This window comes from Ureibacillus sp. FSL K6-0786 (genome assembly GCF_037965165.1).
Classification (GTDB): domain Bacteria; phylum Bacillota; class Bacilli; order Bacillales_A; family Planococcaceae; genus Ureibacillus; species Ureibacillus thermosphaericus.
This window is the reverse complement of the sequence record NZ_CP150191.1, coordinates 2,449,572-2,470,384: the sequence shown is the minus strand read 5'-3', so window position 1 is coordinate 2,470,384 and position 20,813 is coordinate 2,449,572. Positions and strand designations below refer to the sequence as shown.

Genomic DNA, 20,813 nt, shown 5'->3' with positions numbered 1-20,813 from the left:
ACCTACTTTAACCCGAATTTCCCTGCTATACGAGAAATTCGCTCTCCTAATAATTTTTGAGCTAACCCTGTTTTAAAGCTTATAAATGCATAAACATATACGCCAATCGCGACACAAATGGATGCCACAATTAAACTGGACAATTTACTATCAACTGGTCCAAATAACCATACTAATCCTTTATGCGCCAACAACACACAAGCAGCCATCACAGCTGTTAAGATAACGATGAGCAAAGTGCGTCTTAATACGATTTTCGATTGATAATTTAATACTTTCTTTAATACGATGAAGTTTATGGCAATCGAAACTGAATAACCAATTGCTGTCGAAAGAATTGCTCCATCCGCTTGCATTGCTTCAATAAGCGGCGTATTCAGCACTAACTTTATAAGAATACCTGTTAACAAGCTGAAAACAATCCACTTTTGAAAGTCAATGCCTTGTAAAAGTGCGGCTGTTACTTGGAATAAAGCAAATAAAATCGCTACTGGAGCATAGTGAGCAAGCACTTTCGCTCCCATTTCACTTTGAGCATACAAAAGGAAGTAAATTTCATGAGATAATAATGCAATTCCAATTACTGCAGGCAATGTGATGAAAAATAATATTTGATAAGACTTATCCATTGCCCCTTTCAATAATTGAAATTCACCACTGTTGAAATATTTTGCAATCGTTGGTACCAGTGCTAAAGATAAGCTAGTTGCTAGCATTACGGGAATAATAACTACTTTGTGAGTTGTAAAGTTAATCATACTTAAATATAGATCAGATACTTCTGACATCCCAATGTTTTTCATTGCATTATTAAATGTCAACATATCGACTAATTGAAAAAGAGGGTTGGCGATTCCGACGAAAATCATTGGTATGGAATAGCGTATCACTTCCATATAAATTTCAGTTAATTTAATGTCAGAGTTTCTGCTGCTTTGACTTCTAAGCTCATTCATTTGAGGTCGATATTTTTTCCAATAATAAAATAATACGAAAAGTCCTCCTATTGCACCGATAAAGGCAGCAAATACTGATAATGCAATAGCTGTTTCAGCTTTCCCTTTTAAAAGGATCATCACAATGAATGAAGCACAAAGTAAGAATAGAATACGCACAATTTGTTCCACTAGTTGTGAGTATGCTGTCGGCTCCATAATTCCATATCCTTGGAAAAAGCCACGCCACAAGCTCATAAATGGAACGACAATTAAAGCAAAACTAACCCATCGAATCACTGAAGCCACTTGTTCCACTGTGAAAACTTGCTCTTCACTTCGTATGACAATTTCTGCAATCGGTGATGCAAGTAAGTTTAATAATAAAAATGTCAAAAATCCTGTGACCATCATTGTGAGCAGTCCAGATTTTAACAACTTCCGTCCCGCTTCATAATCGCCTATCGTATTATACTTAGCTACAAACTTTGATACTGCAACTGGTGCGCCTGAAATAGCGACAGACAGCATGATGGTATATGGAATATAAGCATATTGGTAGAGGATAACGTTTTCTTCTCCGACAATTGCATAAAAAGGGAATACATAGATTAATCCAAGTACTTTCGATAAAAACATGCCAATTGTTAATATAGCTGTACCTTTCATTAAAGAGGACATCAAATTCATCCATTCTATAAAGGATTTTTTATAATCATCACATTCATTATTATGTATTTTTAACGTTTATGCAGTTTATTAGTTCTTTTTAATTCAAGTAAATAATCATAGTATATAATTTTACATCAAAAAATAAGCACTACCTCATATTCTTTTGAGATAGTCCTTTATCAGAAACTATAAATTCTATAACATTGAAAGAATCGCACCGGTTCCCCAGATACAGAGAAAACCGGTACGAAACAAACTCATGAACAATTCATTTTTATTTCTCATCAATAAAGAAACGCTTATACCATACAAGGAAAACATACACTGTCCAAATGTATCTTGCGCGATTTACTTTATTATGGTAATGCTCATCTAAATATTTCATTAATTGATTCGTATCAAAAAATTCCTTCGCATAATCAGATTGAAAAGCTTCTTTGACCATATTATAATACTTCTCTTCTCGAAGCCAATGGCGAATTGGAACAGGGAAACCGAGCTTTGGACGCTTTGCCCATTCTTCAGGAAGCTCTTTTAAAGCAGCAAGTCTTAATGCAAATTTTGTATCTTTTTCATTCACACGATAATTTGTAGGAATGTTTTTTGCTAATTCCATCACTTTTTTATCTAAAAACGGTACGCGCAGTTCCAAAGAATGAGCCATACTCATCTTATCTGCTTTCAGTAAAATATCTCCCGGCAACCAAAGATTTAAATCTAAATATTGCATTTTCGTTACGTCATCTTCATATGGTACTTCATCGTAAATCGGTTTTGTTATTGAATGAACACTAGGGCCAGTACGATAAGCTGGTTTTAATACGTTTAAGGCATCTTCTTCATCCCACACAACTGCTTCCCCAATGAAGCGTTCTTCGATTGTTTGTCCACCTTTTATTAAGAAGTTCGTATATTTATTTTTCGGAAGTTTCTTTGCAATAGCTCCAATGATTTTTCTTAAGCCGAACGGAATTTTTTCATAGGTTTCCATTCGCTTCGAAGGTTGGTACCATTCATAACCTCCGAAAATCTCGTCTGCTCCTTCCCCAGATAAAACAACCGTTACATCTTTACTCGCTAATTCACAAAGGAAATAAAGCGGTACAGATGAAGGGTTGGATTGTGGTTCATCCATATGCCATTGAATGGTAGGCAGTTTTTCAAATACATCATCAGCAGATACATATGTGCGTTTATTTTCGATATTGAGAATATCGGATAATTCTTTTGCATGATCCGTTTCGTTGAACATTTTTTCGTAATTTTTAAATCCAACAGAGAAAGATGTATTCGGGCGCAATAATGAAGTTACGTAACTGGAATCAATCCCTCCAGATAAAAAGGAACCAACTTTCACATCACTTATTTTGTGGGCCTCAACTGATTCTTTCACTGTTTTTTGGATTTCTTCAACATAATGTTCCAACGTGCCATCTTTCGCATGGTATTTTTTATCCCAATATTTTTCCATTTTTACGATTTTGCCCTCTTTAATAATCATGTAGTGGGCAGGTCGTAATTTATAAACTCCTTTAAAGAACGTTTCGTCCATAGATGAATATTGGAATGTTAAGTACGGACGTAAAGCATCTTTATTTAATTCTTTAATAAATGAAGGATGGGGCAAAAATGATTTAATTTCAGATCCGAAAATGAACGTATTATCTTTTGTATTTTTTGTATAATATAACGGCTTAATTCCAAAACCATCGCGGGCTATCATCATTTGATTGCGGTTTTTATCCCAAATACAAAAGGCAAACATACCGCGCAGTTGTTTTACAAACTCTTCACCATATTCCATGTAACTATAAATCAGTACTTCGCTGTCTGACTTTGTTTTAAATTGATAGCCTTTATTAATTAGCTCTTCCCGCAATTGTTGGAAATTATAAATTTCCCCGTTAAAAACCAAAACGATGCTTCCATCCTCACTATAGAGAGGCTGATTTGCTGCATCAGTTAAATCGATGATGCTTAGACGACGAAATCCTAGGGAAACTTTTTCATCAATATGTATGCCTCCGCTGTCTGGTCCACGATGTATAATTGTATCCATCATTTTTTCAATTGTTTGGTGATGGTCTATTTTCTCCGTTCCATGTATATATCCAATAAATCCACACATTACTTTTCGCCTCAACTTTCTGCATAACAAAATTATTTTATCAGAAATTGCTCCGTAATCATACCGAATTATGATTATAAAACGATTCTACTTAAGATTCAATGAATCTTCTCAATTGTACTAAACTCGACAAAGCTAGACAATTTCTAGATAATTTTTCTATATGGACTTGCTACTTATATTTTTTCCAAATGCTATTCCTTTTTACAATTCCAAAAGATTTATATTTTCATCCATCCAGCGTGTATAATATGAAATGAAAAAATCTAAATGAAAGAGAGATTTTCTTATGTACGACTGTATTGTAATCGGAGGCGGTCCATCCGGTTTAATGGCTGCTATAGCGGCTGGTGAACAAAAGAAAAAAGTATTGCTAATTGAAAAAGGAAATAAACTTGGAAAAAAACTTGCGATTTCAGGCGGCGGTCGCTGCAATGTTACCAACCGATTACCTGTTGAGGAAATCATTAAACATATACCGGGAAATGGTCGTTTTCTTTATAGCGCCTTTTCCATTTTTAACAACGAAGATATCATACAATTTTTTGAAAGATTAGGTGTACCGCTTAAGGAAGAAGATCACGGGCGCATGTTTCCTGTCTCCAACCGAGCACAAGATGTGGTTGATGCCTTGACGCGTGAATTAAAACGTTTGAACGTAGAAATACGATTACAAACTTCTGTCAGCAAAATATTAATGGATGATGAAAAAGTTTTAGGGGTTCGTCTACAAGATGGTTCTGAAATTCGTTCAAAAACAGTAATCGTGGCAGTTGGCGGCAAAGCGGTTCCTCAAACTGGTTCGACTGGAGATGGATATCCTTGGGCAGAACGAGCAGGTCATACAGTTACAGAATTATTCCCGACAGAGGTGCCGATTATATCGAAGGAGCCTTTTATTCAATCTCGGGACTTGCAAGGTTTATCATTAAGAGATGTAGCGGTTTCCGTATTAAATAAAAAAGGAAAACCCATTATTACTCATCAAATGGACATGCTCTTTACTCACTTTGGGATAAGTGGACCAGCCATATTGCGGTGTAGCCAATTTGTTGTGAAAGAATTAAAGAAAAATAGTGGTGCACCTGTTCAAATTCGTATACAAACCTTAACCAACTATAATGAAGAAACTTGTTTCCAATACTTAAATCAACTTCTAAAAAAGGAACCGAAAAAATCGATAAAAAATTTATTAAAACCGTTAGCTCCTGAGAGATGGCTATTATTTTTACTTGAAAGAGCAAATATCGATGCTTCAAAATCTTGCGCAGAAATTTCACAAGAACATATACGAAAATTAGCTCATGAGCTTGTATCGTTTACAATGGATGTCCATGGTACGCTGCCTTTAGAAAAAGCATTTGTTACTGGTGGTGGTGTGTCCATTAAGGAAATTGATCCTAAAACGATGGCCTCGAAGAAAAAGAAGGGATTATATTTTTGTGGTGAAATTTTAGATATTCATGGTTATACGGGAGGCTATAATATTACAAGTGCTCTTGTAACAGGACGTATTGCAGGAATGAATGCAGGAAAATAAATTTCATTGCTTCTGCCATGTCTTATCGAACAGGAGAGAATTTTTTACTTAATTCCCTTTTCGACATGGCAGAAGAATGAAATGAAAAATATGTTTATGCGTTTGTTTTCTCTTTATGGAATTCTCTTCCATCCGTAACTGCATCTACATATCCAGCACGGATGACGAAATCTCCGAAATACTCTCCTTCAAGCCGCTCATTTGCATAATGTTCAAAAATCGGCCTTAAAGTAGCTAATATTTCTTCTTCTCCTATATTTTCTTTATACAATTTAGCAAGTCGAGTACCTTGGAAACTTCCTCCTAAATGTAAATTGTATTTTCCAGGACCTTTTCCGATGAATCCAATTTCAGCCATAGCTGCTCTAGAACAACCATTCGGACAGCCAGACATCCGAATCACAATATCTTGATCAAATAAGCCGTATTCTTTTAAAATTGGTTCAATTTTTTGAATAAGGGTAGGTAAATACCGCTCAGACTCAGCCATCGCCAATCCGCAAGTTGGCAATGCAACACAAGCGATCGAATTTCTGCGTAGAGCTGAGTAATTGTCACTTTCCGTTAATTGATATTTTTCAATGATTTTATCAATGTTTTTTTTCGATCTTGGGCTTACATTGGCAATGACTAAATTTTGATTTCCTGTAAAGCGAAACTCACCTTTATGAATTTCAGCAATTTCTCGTAATGCGGTTTTTAATGGATAATTTTCAAAATCGCGGACACGGCCATTTTGAATAAATAATGTGAAATGATATTTACCATCTTCCCCTTTAACCCAACCATAACGATCGCCCGTGTGTTCAAAACGGAAGTCACGAGCTTCTTCAAATTCATATCCTAATCGTTTTTCGATTTCTTTCTTCACATTTTCTAAACCAAGTCGATCGATGGTGTATTTGAAGCGAGCATATTTACGTACTGAACGATTACCGTAGTCTCGCTGTACAGTCATAATTTTTTCACAAACATCAACGATTTTATCTTTCGAAACATATCCTATAATTCTCGCTAACTGAGGATAAGTGTTTGTATCCCCATGAGTCATTCCCATTCCTCCACCGATTGCCACATTGAAACCAACCAATTCATCATTTTCAACAATGGCAATTAAGCCGATATCTTGAGAAAAGACATCTACATCATTAGCAGGTGGAACAGCGATACCAATTTTAAATTTACGTGGTAAATAAAGAGCACCGTAAATAGGTTCTTGTTCCTCATGCGTATCTACAACTTTTTCATGATCTAACCAGATTTCATAATAAGCGTTTGTTCGAGGCAATAAATGTTGGCTGATTTTTGCTGCGTAATCAGATACTTCTTGATGCAGTTTAGATTGATAAGGATTTGCATTACACATGACGTTGCGATTTACGTCTCCACATGCAGCAATTGTATCAAGCAAAATACTATTTAACTCTTGTAAATGTTTTTTCATATTCCATTTTAAAATTCCATGGAATTGGATTGTTTGTCGTGTTGTAATTTTGATTGAACCGTTTCCATATTTATCAGCCAGTTCATCTAATTTTATCCATTGATTTGGTTTTGCAACTCCAGCTGGCATACGCAAACGCACCATAAATTGGTATGCCGGCTCTAATTTTTTACGTTCCCTTTCTACCCTTTGATCCCTGTCATCTTGCAAATAACTTCCATGGAATTTTAATAATCGATTATCCCAATCAGGAATACCGGATGTAACTTCATCTTGAAAAGATTCAGCCAATGTTCCACGCAAATAGTTACTTGCTTGCTTAATCTCCTCTACATCACTAGGTTTTCCCTCTTGGGGTGGTAACACAATTTTTTTTGTCACGTTTGCTTCCTCCTTAGTAAACATCCCGCTGATAACGTTTTTGCTTACGCAATTCTTCTAAATATTCCATTGCATCTTCTTCCGACTTGTTGCCTTCCTGTTGAATAATTCGGAGCAACGTCTCTTGCACATCTTTTGCCATGTTTTTATCACCGCAGACGTAAACAGCTGCCCCTTTTTCTAACCATGCATACAATTCTTTTGCATGCTTAAGCATTTTATGTTGTACATATACTTTTTCCTCTTGATCTCGAGAAAAAGCAACATCAAGTTTCGTCAACACTCCAGATTTAAGCCAGTTTAACCATTCCCTTTGATATAGGAAATCTGTTACGAAATGTTGATCTCCAAAGAACAACCAGTTTTCTCCACTAGCACCGCGCTCTTCTCGCTCTTGAACAAATGCGCGAAAAGGAGCTACACCTGTTCCTGGACCAATCATAATGATAGGTGTATCATCATCTACAAGTTTAAAGTTTGGATTTTTCTGAACATATACTTGTACTTGATCTCCCACTTCTAATTGATCGGCAACATATGTCGAGCAAACACCTAGTCTTTCTCTACCATCTACTTCATAACGAACAACACCGATTGTGACATGGGCTTCTTCAGGATATGCTAATAAGCTGCTTGAAATGGAATATTGTCGGGCAGGAATTTTACGCAAACAGTTGATGAAACCTTGGGCATCCCAATTAAATGGTCCAAATTGTTCCACAACATCTAATAAATCTCGACCATTCATAAATTGTTTTAAAGTTTCCTGATTTTCGATTAATGCATGGAAATCTTTATTTTCCGTATACTCTGCGATTTTATTCATCAACGGCTTTGTTAAAAGTGTTATTTCAAATGTCTTTAATAACGCTTCTTCAAGTGTAACAGATGTTCCATCCACATCGACTTTTGTGCTTGCCTCAAATCCTAATGCAGAAATTAAAGAGTTCACAAGTGTTTGATTGTTAATCGGGATGATAGCTAAACAATCCCCTGGTTCAAAAGCAATTCCTGAATTTTCAAGAGAAAGTTCCAGATGGATTGTTTCTTTATTGGAACCTTGCCCGTTTAAATTAATCTTTTCAATGATTTCTGCAACAAAAGGATTTTTGCGAGAATATTCCGTCTCTTCTTGTAATACAGTCGCTGCTGCTTCTTGTTCAGAAGGAGTAAATTGTGTAAATTCACTATGCAATTTCTCCTTTACTTCTCCAAACCACTTTTCTGCTTGTTCTGCATAATCAACATCACAATCAACCCGATCCACTAGGCGTTTTGCCCCTAGTTTTTCTAGCTGAATATCAAAATCTTTACCAGTTTGACAGAAATATTCATAGCTAGAGTCGCCTAATGCAAGTACAGCGTATTGTACATGATCTAATTTTGGCGCTCGTTTTCCATGTAAAAAGCTGTGGAAAGCAATCGCGTTATCTGGTGGCTCTCCTTCGCCGTGGGTACTTGCTACAATCAGTAAATATTGAGCTTTTTTCAATGCATTCGTTTTATAATCACTCATTGATGAAACCGAAACTTCTAAACCTATCTGTTGAAGTTGGTCGCCAAACTTTTCTGCAAGTTTTTGTGCGTTTCCAGACTGACTGGCATAAAGGATTGTCACATGTTTTTGAATTGGGGAAGATGCAACGGCTTGTTGAGTCATTTCTCTAGGAGCCTCTATAACGCCAATGTTCGCACTTGCAGTTAAATATCCAGTTAACCAAATTTTTTGTTGGGGAGTTAACGTTGCTAACACTTCATTTAACTGCTTTACTTGTTTTTCATTAAATGGACTATTGATGACTTCTAACACTCTGCACACCTCGATAAAATAAATTCTTTTCTTACTTCAATCGAATCTTTTCGTTTTTTTCGATTTGAATAATAAAATTATCTTGAACAATTAAAGTGATTGAACCGTAATTCATTGTGCTAATCATTTTTTTAATGCTTTCCATTGCCTTCTCAAAATTTTGTTGTTTTTTATCCATTTCAATCACTCCCTACAAATGAATTTAGTGATTCTTCAATTCTCTCAATGAAAACTTGACGCACATTGTCGTCATAACCTAAACATTCACACAACACCACTTGTTCTTTCAAAAATCCTTGTTTCGCTACCCTTTTCTCAATGCCTAATTTTAATAACCCCGTAAATAATAAATAAGGAATTATGAATACCCGATTTTTGCTTTCATTTAATTTCATTAATTTTTCGTCGAAGGAAGGTCCGTTACCATACAAAAAGCAAATATCAACTTTTGCATATTCGTATGTTTGTTGAAGGAGTTTTGCAATTTCTCCTAGTTCCTTCTGTACACTTGGATCACTGCTTCCCCTCCCAATCAACAAAATCTCCGTTTCCTTTGGGTCTACTGGACTTTGTTCCATTACTCGGCTGTGTAAACTATGAATAAGCTTTTCATGAACGCCGAGAGGCTTTCCAATCGTAAAGGTAACAAAAGGATATCGTCTTTTTGCTTGTTCGATTTCAGATGGAATATCGATTTTTGCATGATTTGCAGAAAGCAATAATAGTGGGATTACTGTAATGCATGTTGCTCCTTTCGAAACACATTGCTCTATTCCTTTTAAAATCGATGGTTCTGCCAGTTCTAAAAAACAATATTCTTGAATGCCAACATCGATATAGGATTTTACTGTTTTAATAAACTGAATCGCTTCTTTTACACCCTCTTTTACTCGGCTACCATGAGCAACATACAACAATGCTTGCAATTTCATCCCTCCTGTTTACACAGTTTCACGTAAAGTCGACTGACATTCTTCAAACCACGCAATCTTTTCACGCATTTTCACAACTTCTCCTACTATAATCATTGAAGGATTTTTTATTTTCTCTTCACTAGCGATGCTTACAATCGTTTCTAACGTACCCGTAACAACTCTTTGATGGCTCGTAGTTCCCCATTCAATTAAAGCTACAGGAATAGTTGGATTTCGCTTATATTTCAACAATTGCTCTGTAATGTATGGCAAATTACCAATACCCATATAAATTGCTAACGTATCGACTGATTCTGATAAACCTTTCCAATCAATTCCTTCGTCTTTTCCCTCTCTCATATGACCAGTAATAATTGCAAAGGTCGAACCAAAATCTCTATGAGTTACAGGAATTCCAGCATATGCAGGTGCAGCAATACCAGAGGTAATGCCTGGCACAATTTCAAACGGAATGCCCGCTTCCCTCAAGACCTCTGCTTCTTCTGCCCCACGCCCAAATACGAAAGGGTCTCCACCTTTCAACCTTGTAACAATTTTCCCTCTTTTTGCATGGTGTACAAGCAATTGGTTTATTCTTTCTTGTATGACATTATGTAATTTTGGTAACTTTCCGACAAAGATTAGTTCAGCGTTTGGTTTCGCATAAGTAAGCAACTCTTTTGATACAAGACGGTCGTACAAAATAACATCTGCTTGTTGAATACATCTCAAACCTTTTACCGTTATTAAATCGACACTGCCAGGACCAGCCCCTACAATATATACTTTTCCCATTTTGTTCCCTCACGTTTTTCCTGAAATATACAATGATAATCATGAATACTAAAAACCTTGAATTCTTATAAAACAACTAAGTTTTATGTTTTTTATATATTACGAAATACCCTATACCATTTCAATACTTTTTTCTAAATTAAGCATAATGAATCAGTTTTTTCAAAACAGCCAAACCAATTAGAACCAATATAAAAACATGCATTAACAAAAAGACCATAATATCCCCTTGAACACAAGTACTCGTGTCTTTATGTTCATCCGGAGAATATTACGGCCTCTAGTTTTCTAGTCAGCACTTTAATCCATAGTAATTTGGTATAAATAATAAGGTCACAAACTTAATAAGTCAATAGAATTTTTTATAATTCTATAAATTTAGTAAGAATTATTTACATAAAAAATAACAATGACTCAAAAGGTTTCTTACTTTTGAGCCATTGTTTTCAACAAATGCTTTTTATTTCACAACAATATTGACAAGTTTTCCTGGAATGGTAATCACTTTAACAATTTCTTTTCCTTCAACAAGTTCTTTCACTTTTTCGTCTTCTTTTGCAATTTCTTCTAATTGTTCTTTTGATGCATCTTTCGCTACTTTCACTTTTGAGCGGACTTTCCCGTTAACTTGAACTACAATTTCTACTTCATCATCAACGAGTTTTGATTCATCATAAGTTGGCCAAGGTTCATATGTAATTGTATCCTCATGGCCTAAAATTGACCAAAGTTCTTCACCAATATGTGGTGCAATTGGAGAAAGCATTTTTACAAAGCCTTCTGCATACTCTTTTGGTACTACTTCTACTTTATAACATTCATTGATGAACACCATTAGTTGAGAAATTGCTGTATTGAAATGTAAGTGATCGTAGTCTTCAGACACTTTCTTTACTGTTTGATGATAAACTTTTTCCAACGTTTTATCATCGGACTCTTGAATTTTATTAGAAAGTGTCCCATCTTCGTTTACAAATAGTCTCCAAATTCGATCTAAGAAACGTCTTGCTCCATCTAGCCCCTTCGTAGACCATGCAACAGAAGCATCTAGAGGACCCATGAACATTTCATAAAGTCTCAACGTGTCTGCACCATGGCTTCGCACAATGTCGTCAGGGTTTACAACGTTACCTCTTGATTTAGACATTTTTTCATTATTTTCTCCTAAAATCATTCCTTGGTTGAATAATTTTTGGAATGGTTCTTTCGTTGGAACAACGCCAATATCGTATAAGAATTTATGCCAGAAGCGAGCGTATAGCAAGTGAAGAACAGCATGTTCCGCACCACCAATGTAAATATCTACTGGCAACCAGCGTTTTAAAAGCTCTTCATCCGCAAGTTTTTCTTTGTTATTTGGGTCGATATAGCGCAAGAAATACCAGCTGGACCCTGCCCATTGAGGCATTGTATTAGTTTCACGACGACCTTTCTTACCTGTTTTCGGATCTACGACATTTACCCAATCTTCAATATTTGCTAGTGGAGATTCTCCTGTACCACTTGGGCGAATATCGTTTGTTTTAGGCAAGCGGAGAGGTAACTCTTCCTCAGGTACTGTTGTCATTGTGCCATCTTCCCAATGGATAATCGGAATTGGCTCGCCCCAATAACGTTGACGGCTAAATAACCAATCACGCAGACGATAAGATACTTTTCTTTCTCCTACGCCTTTTTCTTCCAACCACTCGATGGCTTTCTTAATTGCATCTTCTTTTCCTAAACCATTTAGGAAATCGGAGTTGATATGTGGTCCATCTCCAGTAAACGCTTCTTCTATATTTCCGCCTTCTAAAACAGGAATGATTGGTAAATTGAACTTTTTCGCAAATTCATAGTCTCTCTCGTCGTGTGCAGGTACTGCCATAATAGCACCTGTTCCATATGAAGAAAGCACATAGTCCGCAATCCAAATTGGAATAGCTTTTCCGTTAACAGGGTTAATGGCATATGCACCAGTAAATACACCTGTTTTTTCTTTTGCTAAATCTGTACGTTCTAAATCAGATTTAGATTGTACTTGTTCAATATAAGCATCCACTTGTTCTTTTTGTTCAGGAGTCGTAATTTCTTTTACTAAATCATGTTCCGGTGCAAGAACACAATATGTCGCTCCGAACAATGTGTCAGGACGTGTTGTGAACACACGGAATTGTTTGTCAGTACCTTGTACAGTAAATGTAACTTCAGCACCTTCTGAACGGCCAATCCAATTTCGTTGCATTTCTTTAATGCTTTCAGGCCAATCCAACTCATCTAAATCTTCCAATAAGCGGTCAGCGTATGCTGTAATTTTTAGCATCCACTGTTTCATTGGTTTACGTATTACCGGATGCCCTCCGCGTTCTGATTTACCATCAATAACTTCTTCATTGGCAAGCACAGTACCAAGAGCTGGACACCAGTTTACAGGTACCTCATCAATGTATGCTAATCCATGTTTATATAATTGAATAAAAATCCATTGTGTCCATTTATAATATTCTGGATCTGTTGTATTGATTTCCCGATCCCAGTCATATGAAAATCCTAATTCTTGAATTTGACGTTTGAAGTTCTCGATATTTTGTTGAGTGAACTCGGCAGGATCGTTACCTGTATCTAATGCATATTGCTCAGCAGGGAGTCCAAACGCATCCCATCCCATTGGATGAAGGACATCATAACCTTGCATGCGTTTATAACGAGATAATATATCTGTCGCTGTATAGCCTTCTGGGTGACCTACATGCAAACCTGATCCAGATGGATAAGGGAACATGTCCAATGCGTAAAATTTAGGTTTCGAATTATCGTTTAATGTTTTAAAGGTTTTATTTTGCGCCCAATACGTCTGCCATTTCTTCTCAATTTCTCGATGATTGTAACTCACGGGTACTTCCTCCTTGACCTAATTTATTGCAACCTTTTTTACTACATACGTGAAACAATAAATTGCCTATCCGTATATTATCCTAAAAGTGGTAGAATTAACGGAATTTTTAAAAAAATAAAAAAACTCGCCCCAACCCAAAGAGAAGGGACGAGAGTATGTTACTCCCGCGGTACCACCCAAATTAGTGACACAGCACTCAGCTCATACCCTTAACGCGGTGAACGGTTTTAGCTACTACTTTTCACTAAAACAGACTCAAAGGCGAGTTCGATTTGTCTGCTTACTAGCTCCCACCAACCGCTAGCTCTCTGTTAAAGCGTCAAAATCTACTATTCCTTCTCCTAGTCGTACATATTTTCAATGAATTCATTTTAATGGAAATATAGAAATTATACAAGCCCTATGAATACAAATCTTAATGTATATTATTTTAGACTAAATTTCCTCATATGGCTAGTTTTTCACCAGTTATTCTGTATTTCTTTTCTTTATCTCCTTCAGTATATTTGAAACAATTCGAACAACGTAATAAACCGCTCCCCCAAATCCGATAATGGCTAGAGCAAAAAATGTGGAATGCTTGAAAAAACCCAGTATCATGCTTAGAAGATAAATAATAAAGAACATGATGAATCCAATAGCATTTCCTATCCCCATTATTTGAAATATCAACCCTAAACTCCCCTTTTTTTCTAATCGATATAATATTACCTATTATAACCAATATTGTAAATTTTAATATAAACAATATAAGCAATATTAATAAGATTACAACGCTTCCTCTTCAATGTTATAATGTGTAATGGTATTCCGCTCATCAATCAACATCTAACCCAACAAAATGCAACTGTTTTCGTGAATACCAGTAAGGAGTGAAACAATTGACAGAGCAACAATTTCCATTCCCTTCCGATGGGAAACGTTATTATACATGGAATCGATATTTGCGTGATAAGTTTGGCCATAAAGTATATAAAGTAGCATTAGATGCAGGCTTTGATTGTCCGAATCGAGACGGAACAGTGGCATATGGAGGTTGCACTTTCTGCAGCGCTGCCGGCAGTGGGGATTTTGCCGGTAATCGAGTTGACCCAATTCCGGTCCAATTCGAAAAAATTAAAGCAAAAATGCAGAATAAATGGAAAGACGGTAAAACAATGGCCTATTTCCAAGCATATACAAATACTCACGCACCTCTACCTGTTTTAAAAGAGAAATTTGAAGCTGCACTAAATTGTGAAGGGGTAATGGGTTTAAGCATCGCTACTCGCCCCGATTGTCTACCAGATGACGTCGTAGAATATTTGGCAGAATTAAATGAAAGAACATTTTTATGGGTTGAAATGGGACTGCAAACGATACATGAAAGAACAGCAAATTTAATCAATCGAGCTCATGATTATGCTACATATGTTGAAGGAGTCGAGAAACTTCGCAAACATAATATACGTGTTTGTACCCACATCATTAACGGTTTACCATTAGAAGATTACGATATGATGATGGAAACGGCACGTGAAGTGGCTAAGTTAGATGTTCAAGGCATCAAAATTCATCTCTTGCATTTATTAAAAGGAACACCGATGGTAAAACAATATGAAAAAGGCATGTTGCAATTCCTTGAAAGAGAAGAGTATATCAAACTTGTAGCAGACCAATTAGAAATTCTTCCGCCAAACATGATCATCCATCGCATTACCGGTGATGGACCGATAGAGTTAATGATTGGACCAATGTGGAGCGTGAACAAATGGGAAGTGTTAAACGGCATTGATGCTGAATTAGAACGTAGAAACTCCTGGCAAGGAAAATATTATAAGGCGGAAGTGAACAAATAATGCTAGAACGGGTTTTACCTTACGCAAAAACTTTATTATCATCTGTAATTAATGAAGGTGATATCGCCGTTGATGCAACCGCTGGAAACGGCCACGATACATTATTTCTAGCTAATCTTGTAGGAGAGACAGGTTTTGTCTATGCCTTTGATATTCAACAACAAGCAGTAGATGTAACAATTCAACGATTAAAAGAAAACGGATTAGAACATAGAGCCCGTGTCATTTTAGATGGACACGAACAACTGACTAAATATGTCCAAGAAGAAGTAGCGGGGGCTATCTTTAATTTAGGCTACTTACCTGGTGGAAATCATGACATTATCACCAAAGGAGAAACAACTATTTCTGCAATTGAACAATTACTATCACTTTTAAAGATTGGTGGCATAATAGTTTTAGTGATTTACCATGGTCACGAAGGTGGGAAAGAGGAAAGAGATGCGGTGATTGAATTTGTAAAATCTCTTCCTCAAAAATATGTTCACGTTCTTCGCTATGAATTCATTAATCAAAAAAACGACCCTCCGTTTATCATTGCTTTGGAGAAAATGAAAAAACTGCCAGACTTAAAATAAGTCGGCAGTTTTTATATTTCTATTTTTCTTTATTTTCTTGTTGATTTTGAGATTTATTACGCTCTACCCAGAAATCTGCATTTTTAATTCCTAATTTAATAGGATCAAATACAGGATCTTTTCCAGCTTTTCTTTGTTCCTCATAATCTTTTAAAGCTATGAAGGAAGGCTTCGCTAATACAATAATCCCTATAACATTTGTCCATACCATTAAACCAAGTCCGATATCCCCTAGTAGCCAAGCTAAATCTGAAGTTCTTACTGAACCGTAAAATACGGAAGCAAGCATTACAATTTTTAGAATCCAAGTAACAGTTCCTTCTGTGCGTCCGGAGAATAAATAAGCAACATTCGTTTCTGCAATATAGTAGTAAGCCATTAATGTTGTGAATGCAAAGAAGAATAAAGCAAAGGCTACAAATGCAGCACCGAAATTATCTAATCCAGGGAATGCTCCAGTAACAGCAAGCTGAGTAAATTCTGTATAGTTATGCCCTGGTACATGTTCAACAATTAATTCTCCTTCAGCATTATTTACATTCGTATTGTAAGTGCCCATGAATAAAATCATTAACGCTGTTGCGGAACATACAAGTAACGTATCAATATAAATAGATGCTGCTTGCACTAGACCTTGCTTCGCTGGATGGGATACTTCCGCAGCTGCTGCAGCATGTGGACCTGAACCTTGTCCTGCTTCATTGGAGTAAATAGCACGTTTTACCCCCCACGCAATGGCTGCACCAATCATACCACCGAATGTTGCATCTACACTAAATGCGCTTCGAATAATTAATCCGAACACTGCAGGCACTTCTGAAATGTTCATGATAATTACGACAATTGCTACTAAAAGGTATGCAACCGCCATAAATGGCACGATAATTTGTGCTGCGTTTGCAATACGTTTTACCCCACCAATAATAACAAATCCTAATAAAGCAATGATAGCTAATCCTGTCATCCAAGGTGAAATGTTAAATGCATTGTTCATTGCACTGGAAATGGCATTAGATTGAACTCCAGGCATCAAGATCGCCATCGCTAAAATGGCTGCAATCGCAAACATTACTCCGAACCAGCGTTTACCAGTCCCCTTTTCCATGTAATAAGCTGGTCCACCACGATAAACCCCTTGTTTTTTAGTTTTATAGATTTGCGCTAATGTTGATTCTACATATGCAGTTGATGCTCCAATAAATGCTGTAATCCACATCCAGAATACCGCACCTGGACCACCGAATGCAATAGCGCTGGCCGTACCAATAATATTTCCGGTACCGACGCGTCCTGAAAGCGCTATCGTTAATGCTTGGAAAGAAGAAACACCAGCTTCTGATTTCTCTCCAGTAAACATTAAAACAAACATTTCTTTAATTTTTCTAATTTGAGCAAATCGGGTCATAATCGAGAACACTAGTCCTACGATTAAAATCCCATAAATCATGATTGGCCCCCAAAGGATGCCGCTAATCCAGTTTAAGAAATTTTCTAACATACACACACCCCTTTAAATTTATGTATCATGAATATTTTTTATATTACAAAAACTTATGAAAACAATCAATATTTTTGATATCATTTTTTTAAAAAAATTATTAATTTTATATTAAAAAAGGAATGTCCATATCGAACATTCCTCCAATTTCAATATAATTCAATTAAACTATATATCCTATAGATCGTAGAACATTATTCATAAAATCTCTCATGTATAGAAATACTTCTTCCCTTTCATAATCATGAAAAATATTGTGATAACTATGGGGCCAGTCTTTATATTGAAATTCACTTGTTTTTTGCAATAATAACCACTTTCTCGCCGTTTCTGAATCCGCCACTTTATCTTGATTAGGGGTAATGAGCAAAATGGGCAATGACAATGTCTTATCCTGAGTCATCAAATTTTTCATTAATTGTTGAATGTCTCGATACCATCGAACGGTAACATTGGAATGATATGGTACGTCATCCTCCATCTCTAGAAAACCATCAGAATTTCGAGTAAATAATCGTCTATCAAACTCCATCGACACTTTTTTGCTTGGTGCTATGTTCATGCTTGCTAGTGCACTTGTAAGTAAATTGGAATGTTTATGCAACTGTAACCACGGAGCAGTTAATACTAGTCCAGCGCATTCCATCTTCGTTGACCTTAAAAATTGAATTGCAAGGGTTCCGCCCAAGCCATGTCCAATGATAAATACTGGTAAATGATATTGAAGAGCGCTTTTCATGAGCTGTTTAATGAAAAGTAAGTATTCGTCAATTAATTCATCATGAACCCTCGTAAATTTTGACCCTTCTTCATGCCCTGGTAAATCGCCCATCACGACATGATAACCTTCCGTCATCAATTTTTCTATTAACCATGCATACCAACGGTGGTTTTCAAAAGCGCTATGTATTATTACTATAACAGCTTTCGGTTGCTCTTTAGTTTCCCACTTCCACATAGCGTTCCTCCTAAATCCACTAATACTTCTGTCATTACAAGTTAGTTTTGTTCTATTTTCAAATATTTTCTTATTTGCTAGGATAATATACATAATAATACTTTAGAAATGAGGAGCTTTGCGATGATTTATCCTTATAAAGATAAAGAACCTAATATCGATCCTTCTGTATTTATAGCAGACCATGTAACGATTACTGGAGATGTTACAATTGGCGAAGATACGTCAATTTGGTTTGGAACTGTGATTCGCGGAGATGTTGCACCAACGATTATTGGAAAACGTTGTAGCATCCAAGATTTAAGTTGTTTACATCAAAGTCCAAATAACCCTCTAATCATAGAGGATGAAGTCATCGTTGGTCATCAGGCTACCTTACACAGTTGTATTGTACGTAAACGCGCTTTAATTGGCATGGGATCCATCATATTAGATGGTGCTGAAATCGGAGAAGGAGCACTCGTTGCAGCTGGAAGTTTAGTACCTCCTGGTAAAAAAATCCCTCCAAATTCTGTCGCTATGGGCAATCCTGCTAAAGTCGTCCGTCAAGTAACAGAAGAAGATCGTAAAGATATGGATCGCATTATTCAAGAATATGTTGAAAAAGGAAAATATTATCAGTCATTAAAGAAATAAAATTCAAGTTATTATTATTTATACAATATTAAATTTACATTGAAAAATAAAAATGCAGGCGTTCATATTTGCCTGCATTTTTATAAAATAATTATAATCCTGCCTTCTCTCTTAATAATTGGGCCACATCTGTTCTTTCCCAAGGCAAATCGATATCCGTGCGACCAAAATGACCATATGCAGCAGTTTGTTTATAAATTGGACGACGCAAATCTAGCATTTTAATGATACCCGCAGGTCGTAAATCAAATAGTTCTTTGACCCACTCAACTAATTTGCTCTCACTTACTTTACCTGTTCCAAAAGTATCAATTGAAATGGATACAGGACGTGCAACACCAATTGCATAAGCTAATTGAACTTCTACTCGATCAGCAAGACCAGATGCTACGATGTTTTTTGCTACATAACGCGCAGCATAGGCAGCAGAACGGTCCACTTTTGTAGGGTCTTTTCCAGAAAATGCTCCTCCACCATGACGAGCATATCCACCATAAGTATCCACAATAATTTTGCGTCCAGTTAGACCCGCATCTCCTTTTGGTCCACCAATTACGAAGCGGCCAGTTGGGTTAATGAAGTATTTAGTATCGTCATCAATCAACTCTATTGGAACAATTTCCTTAATAACTTTTTCCATCATATCTACTTTAATTTGATCAAGAGTAACTCCTTCATCATGCTGAGTAGAAATGACGATTGTATCAATGCGACGAGGTACATTATTTTCATCATATTCTACAGTAACTTGTGTTTTACCATCTGGTCGTAAATACGGAATCTCTTTTGATTTCCGAACTTCTGATAATCTTCTTGCAAGTCGATGAGCTAAACTAATCGGTAGAGGCATCAGTTCTGGAGTTTCATTGCAAGCAAATCCAAACATTAATCCTTGGTCTCCAGCACCAATCGCTTCGATATCCTCATCAGTCATATATCCTTCTCGTGCTTCTAAGGCTTGGTCTACACCTTCTGCAATATCTGGTGATTGTTCACCGATTGCAGTGAGCACCGCCAAGTTTTCTGCATCAAATCCAAATTTCCCACGCGTATATCCAATTTCTGCGACAGTGTCCCGAACAATACTTTGAATATCGACATAAGTTGTCGTAGTAATTTCTCCGGTTACAAGCACTAATCCAGTTGTAACAATTGTTTCACAAGCAACCCTTGCATTTGGATCTTCTTCTAGTATCGCATCCAATATTGCATCGGATATTTGGTCACAAATTTTATCTGGATGACCTTCTGTTACGCTTTCTGATGTAAACAGTCGACGATTTGACATTAAATTTCCTCCTAAATTTACGAGACGAATCTCTGCTATGATACGGTACTCATTATCCATTTTGCCTTAGCAACATTCGCCCGTAAGGAACAGTGCGAAGATGATGAAAGGCTTTAAGAAATTTTTATCTTTTTATAGGTTTTATAGGTTGAATGAGTACGACATTTGTGCTTGAATAAAAAAAGTTCCTATCCACATGCATGAGGAAAGGAACTAAACATTCTACCTTTCACTCTTATCGTTCAAGGGAACCCCTTGCATCAGGTTAGCACCACGCATTATTATAGTAATGCAGGTTGCCGGGTTTCATAGGGCCTTAACCCTCCACCAGCTCTGGATAAGAGTATCCGTTCAACCAACATGTTACGTAATATACTATACAATGTCAAATATTTTTTCCTTTTTCTCAAATTTGACATAACCCGGTATTCTATAATTTACTTATAAGTAGGTACTCTTGTTACAAGCAAAAAATTTTCATAAATAATTTTAAGAATTAGTATAGATTATTTCATCTAATGTG

General features: G+C 36.3%; 16 protein-coding genes, 1 riboswitch and 1 other annotated feature. Of the genes, 4 read left to right on the top strand and 12 right to left on the bottom strand.

What is annotated here, in order from left to right:
• Positions 1–2 precede the first annotated feature (2 nt).
• Positions 3–1,616: a polysaccharide biosynthesis protein gene (locus NSQ18_RS12245; protein ID WP_339289675.1), complete on the bottom strand. Its 1,614-nt coding sequence runs from the start codon at positions 1,614–1,616 to the stop codon at positions 3–5.
• Positions 1,617–1,881: 265 nt separating this feature from the next.
• Positions 1,882–3,735 (bottom strand): asparagine synthase (glutamine-hydrolyzing), encoded by a 1,854-nt coding sequence (gene asnB, locus NSQ18_RS12240; RefSeq protein ID WP_339288207.1) that lies wholly within the window; start codon positions 3,733–3,735, stop codon positions 1,882–1,884.
• A 289-nt stretch (positions 3,736–4,024) separates the two neighbouring features.
• Between asnB and NSQ18_RS12235 the strand changes: the two genes are divergently transcribed.
• Positions 4,025–5,275 carry an NAD(P)/FAD-dependent oxidoreductase gene (locus NSQ18_RS12235; RefSeq protein ID WP_339288205.1) on the top strand — a complete coding sequence of 417 codons (1,251 nt, stop codon included), beginning with the start codon at positions 4,025–4,027 and terminating at the stop codon, positions 5,273–5,275.
• Between the two features lie 94 nt (positions 5,276–5,369).
• Here the strand turns inward: NSQ18_RS12235 and cysI are convergent, their stop codons facing one another.
• From cysI to NSQ18_RS12200, 7 genes are all read right to left on the bottom strand, one after another.
• Positions 5,370–7,124 carry an assimilatory sulfite reductase (NADPH) hemoprotein subunit gene (gene cysI / locus NSQ18_RS12230; RefSeq protein WP_096551618.1) on the bottom strand — a complete coding sequence of 585 codons (1,755 nt, stop codon included), beginning with the start codon at positions 7,122–7,124 and terminating at the stop codon, positions 5,370–5,372.
• Positions 7,114–8,910, bottom strand: a complete 1,797-nt coding sequence (locus NSQ18_RS12225) for an assimilatory sulfite reductase (NADPH) flavoprotein subunit (RefSeq protein ID WP_339288203.1) — start codon at positions 8,908–8,910, stop codon at positions 7,114–7,116. The genes cysI and NSQ18_RS12225 overlap by 11 nt, the downstream gene beginning before the upstream one ends.
• 31 nt (positions 8,911–8,941) lie before the next feature.
• Entirely contained in the window at positions 8,942–9,088 is a 147-nt protein-coding gene (locus tag NSQ18_RS12220; RefSeq protein WP_016837052.1) for a YezD family protein, read from the bottom strand.
• Between the two features lies 1 nt (position 9,089).
• Positions 9,090–9,842: a sirohydrochlorin chelatase gene (locus NSQ18_RS12215; RefSeq protein ID WP_339288201.1), complete on the bottom strand. Its 753-nt coding sequence runs from the start codon at positions 9,840–9,842 to the stop codon at positions 9,090–9,092.
• A 9-nt stretch (positions 9,843–9,851) separates the two neighbouring features.
• Positions 9,852–10,619, bottom strand: a complete 768-nt coding sequence (gene cobA / locus NSQ18_RS12210) for a uroporphyrinogen-III C-methyltransferase (RefSeq protein ID WP_016837050.1) — start codon at positions 10,617–10,619, stop codon at positions 9,852–9,854.
• A 460-nt stretch (positions 10,620–11,079) separates the two neighbouring features.
• Positions 11,080–13,491 (bottom strand): leucine--tRNA ligase, encoded by a 2,412-nt coding sequence (leuS, locus tag NSQ18_RS12205; protein ID WP_339288200.1) that lies wholly within the window; start codon positions 13,489–13,491, stop codon positions 11,080–11,082.
• 143 nt (positions 13,492–13,634) lie between these two features.
• Positions 13,635–13,846, bottom strand: a binding site (T-box leader).
• Positions 13,847–13,962: 116 nt separating this feature from the next.
• The gene (locus NSQ18_RS12200) at positions 13,963–14,166 is read right to left on the bottom strand and encodes a hypothetical protein (RefSeq protein WP_339288199.1); all 204 of its coding nucleotides are present in this window, start codon (positions 14,164–14,166) and stop codon (positions 13,963–13,965) included.
• Between the two features lie 209 nt (positions 14,167–14,375).
• On the opposite strand from NSQ18_RS12200, the gene NSQ18_RS12195 reads away from it, so the two are divergent.
• Both NSQ18_RS12195 and NSQ18_RS12190 read left to right on the top strand, forming a co-directional pair.
• On the top strand, positions 14,376–15,332 hold the full coding sequence (locus tag NSQ18_RS12195; protein WP_168411936.1) for a TIGR01212 family radical SAM protein: 957 nt from the start codon (positions 14,376–14,378) through the stop codon (positions 15,330–15,332).
• A complete protein-coding gene (locus NSQ18_RS12190; RefSeq protein ID WP_026018961.1) occupies positions 15,329–15,910 on the top strand; it encodes a class I SAM-dependent methyltransferase in 582 nt (193 codons plus the stop codon). Before NSQ18_RS12195 ends, NSQ18_RS12190 begins: the two co-directional genes overlap by 4 nt.
• A 19-nt stretch (positions 15,911–15,929) precedes the next feature.
• Here NSQ18_RS12190 and NSQ18_RS12185 read toward each other — a convergent pair whose 3' ends face one another.
• Together NSQ18_RS12185 and NSQ18_RS12180 are read right to left on the bottom strand one after the other, a co-directional pair.
• Positions 15,930–17,408: an alanine/glycine:cation symporter family protein gene (locus NSQ18_RS12185; protein ID WP_016837045.1), complete on the bottom strand. Its 1,479-nt coding sequence runs from the start codon at positions 17,406–17,408 to the stop codon at positions 15,930–15,932.
• Between the two features lie 163 nt (positions 17,409–17,571).
• A complete protein-coding gene (locus tag NSQ18_RS12180) occupies positions 17,572–18,366 on the bottom strand; it encodes an alpha/beta hydrolase (RefSeq protein WP_016837044.1) in 795 nt (264 codons plus the stop codon).
• Positions 18,367–18,489: 123 nt separating this feature from the next.
• On the opposite strand from NSQ18_RS12180, the gene NSQ18_RS12175 reads away from it, so the two are divergent.
• Positions 18,490–19,002 (top strand): gamma carbonic anhydrase family protein, encoded by a 513-nt coding sequence (locus NSQ18_RS12175; protein WP_016837043.1) that lies wholly within the window; start codon positions 18,490–18,492, stop codon positions 19,000–19,002.
• A gap of 91 nt (positions 19,003–19,093) precedes the next feature.
• On the opposite strand, the gene metK is transcribed toward NSQ18_RS12175, so the two are convergent.
• Complete coding sequence (gene metK, locus NSQ18_RS12170; RefSeq protein ID WP_096551632.1) at positions 19,094–20,290, bottom strand: methionine adenosyltransferase; 1,197 nt, start codon at positions 20,288–20,290, stop codon at positions 19,094–19,096.
• Between the two features lie 232 nt (positions 20,291–20,522).
• Positions 20,523–20,634: riboswitch (SAM riboswitch) on the bottom strand.
• Positions 20,635–20,813: the final 179 nt, after the last annotated feature.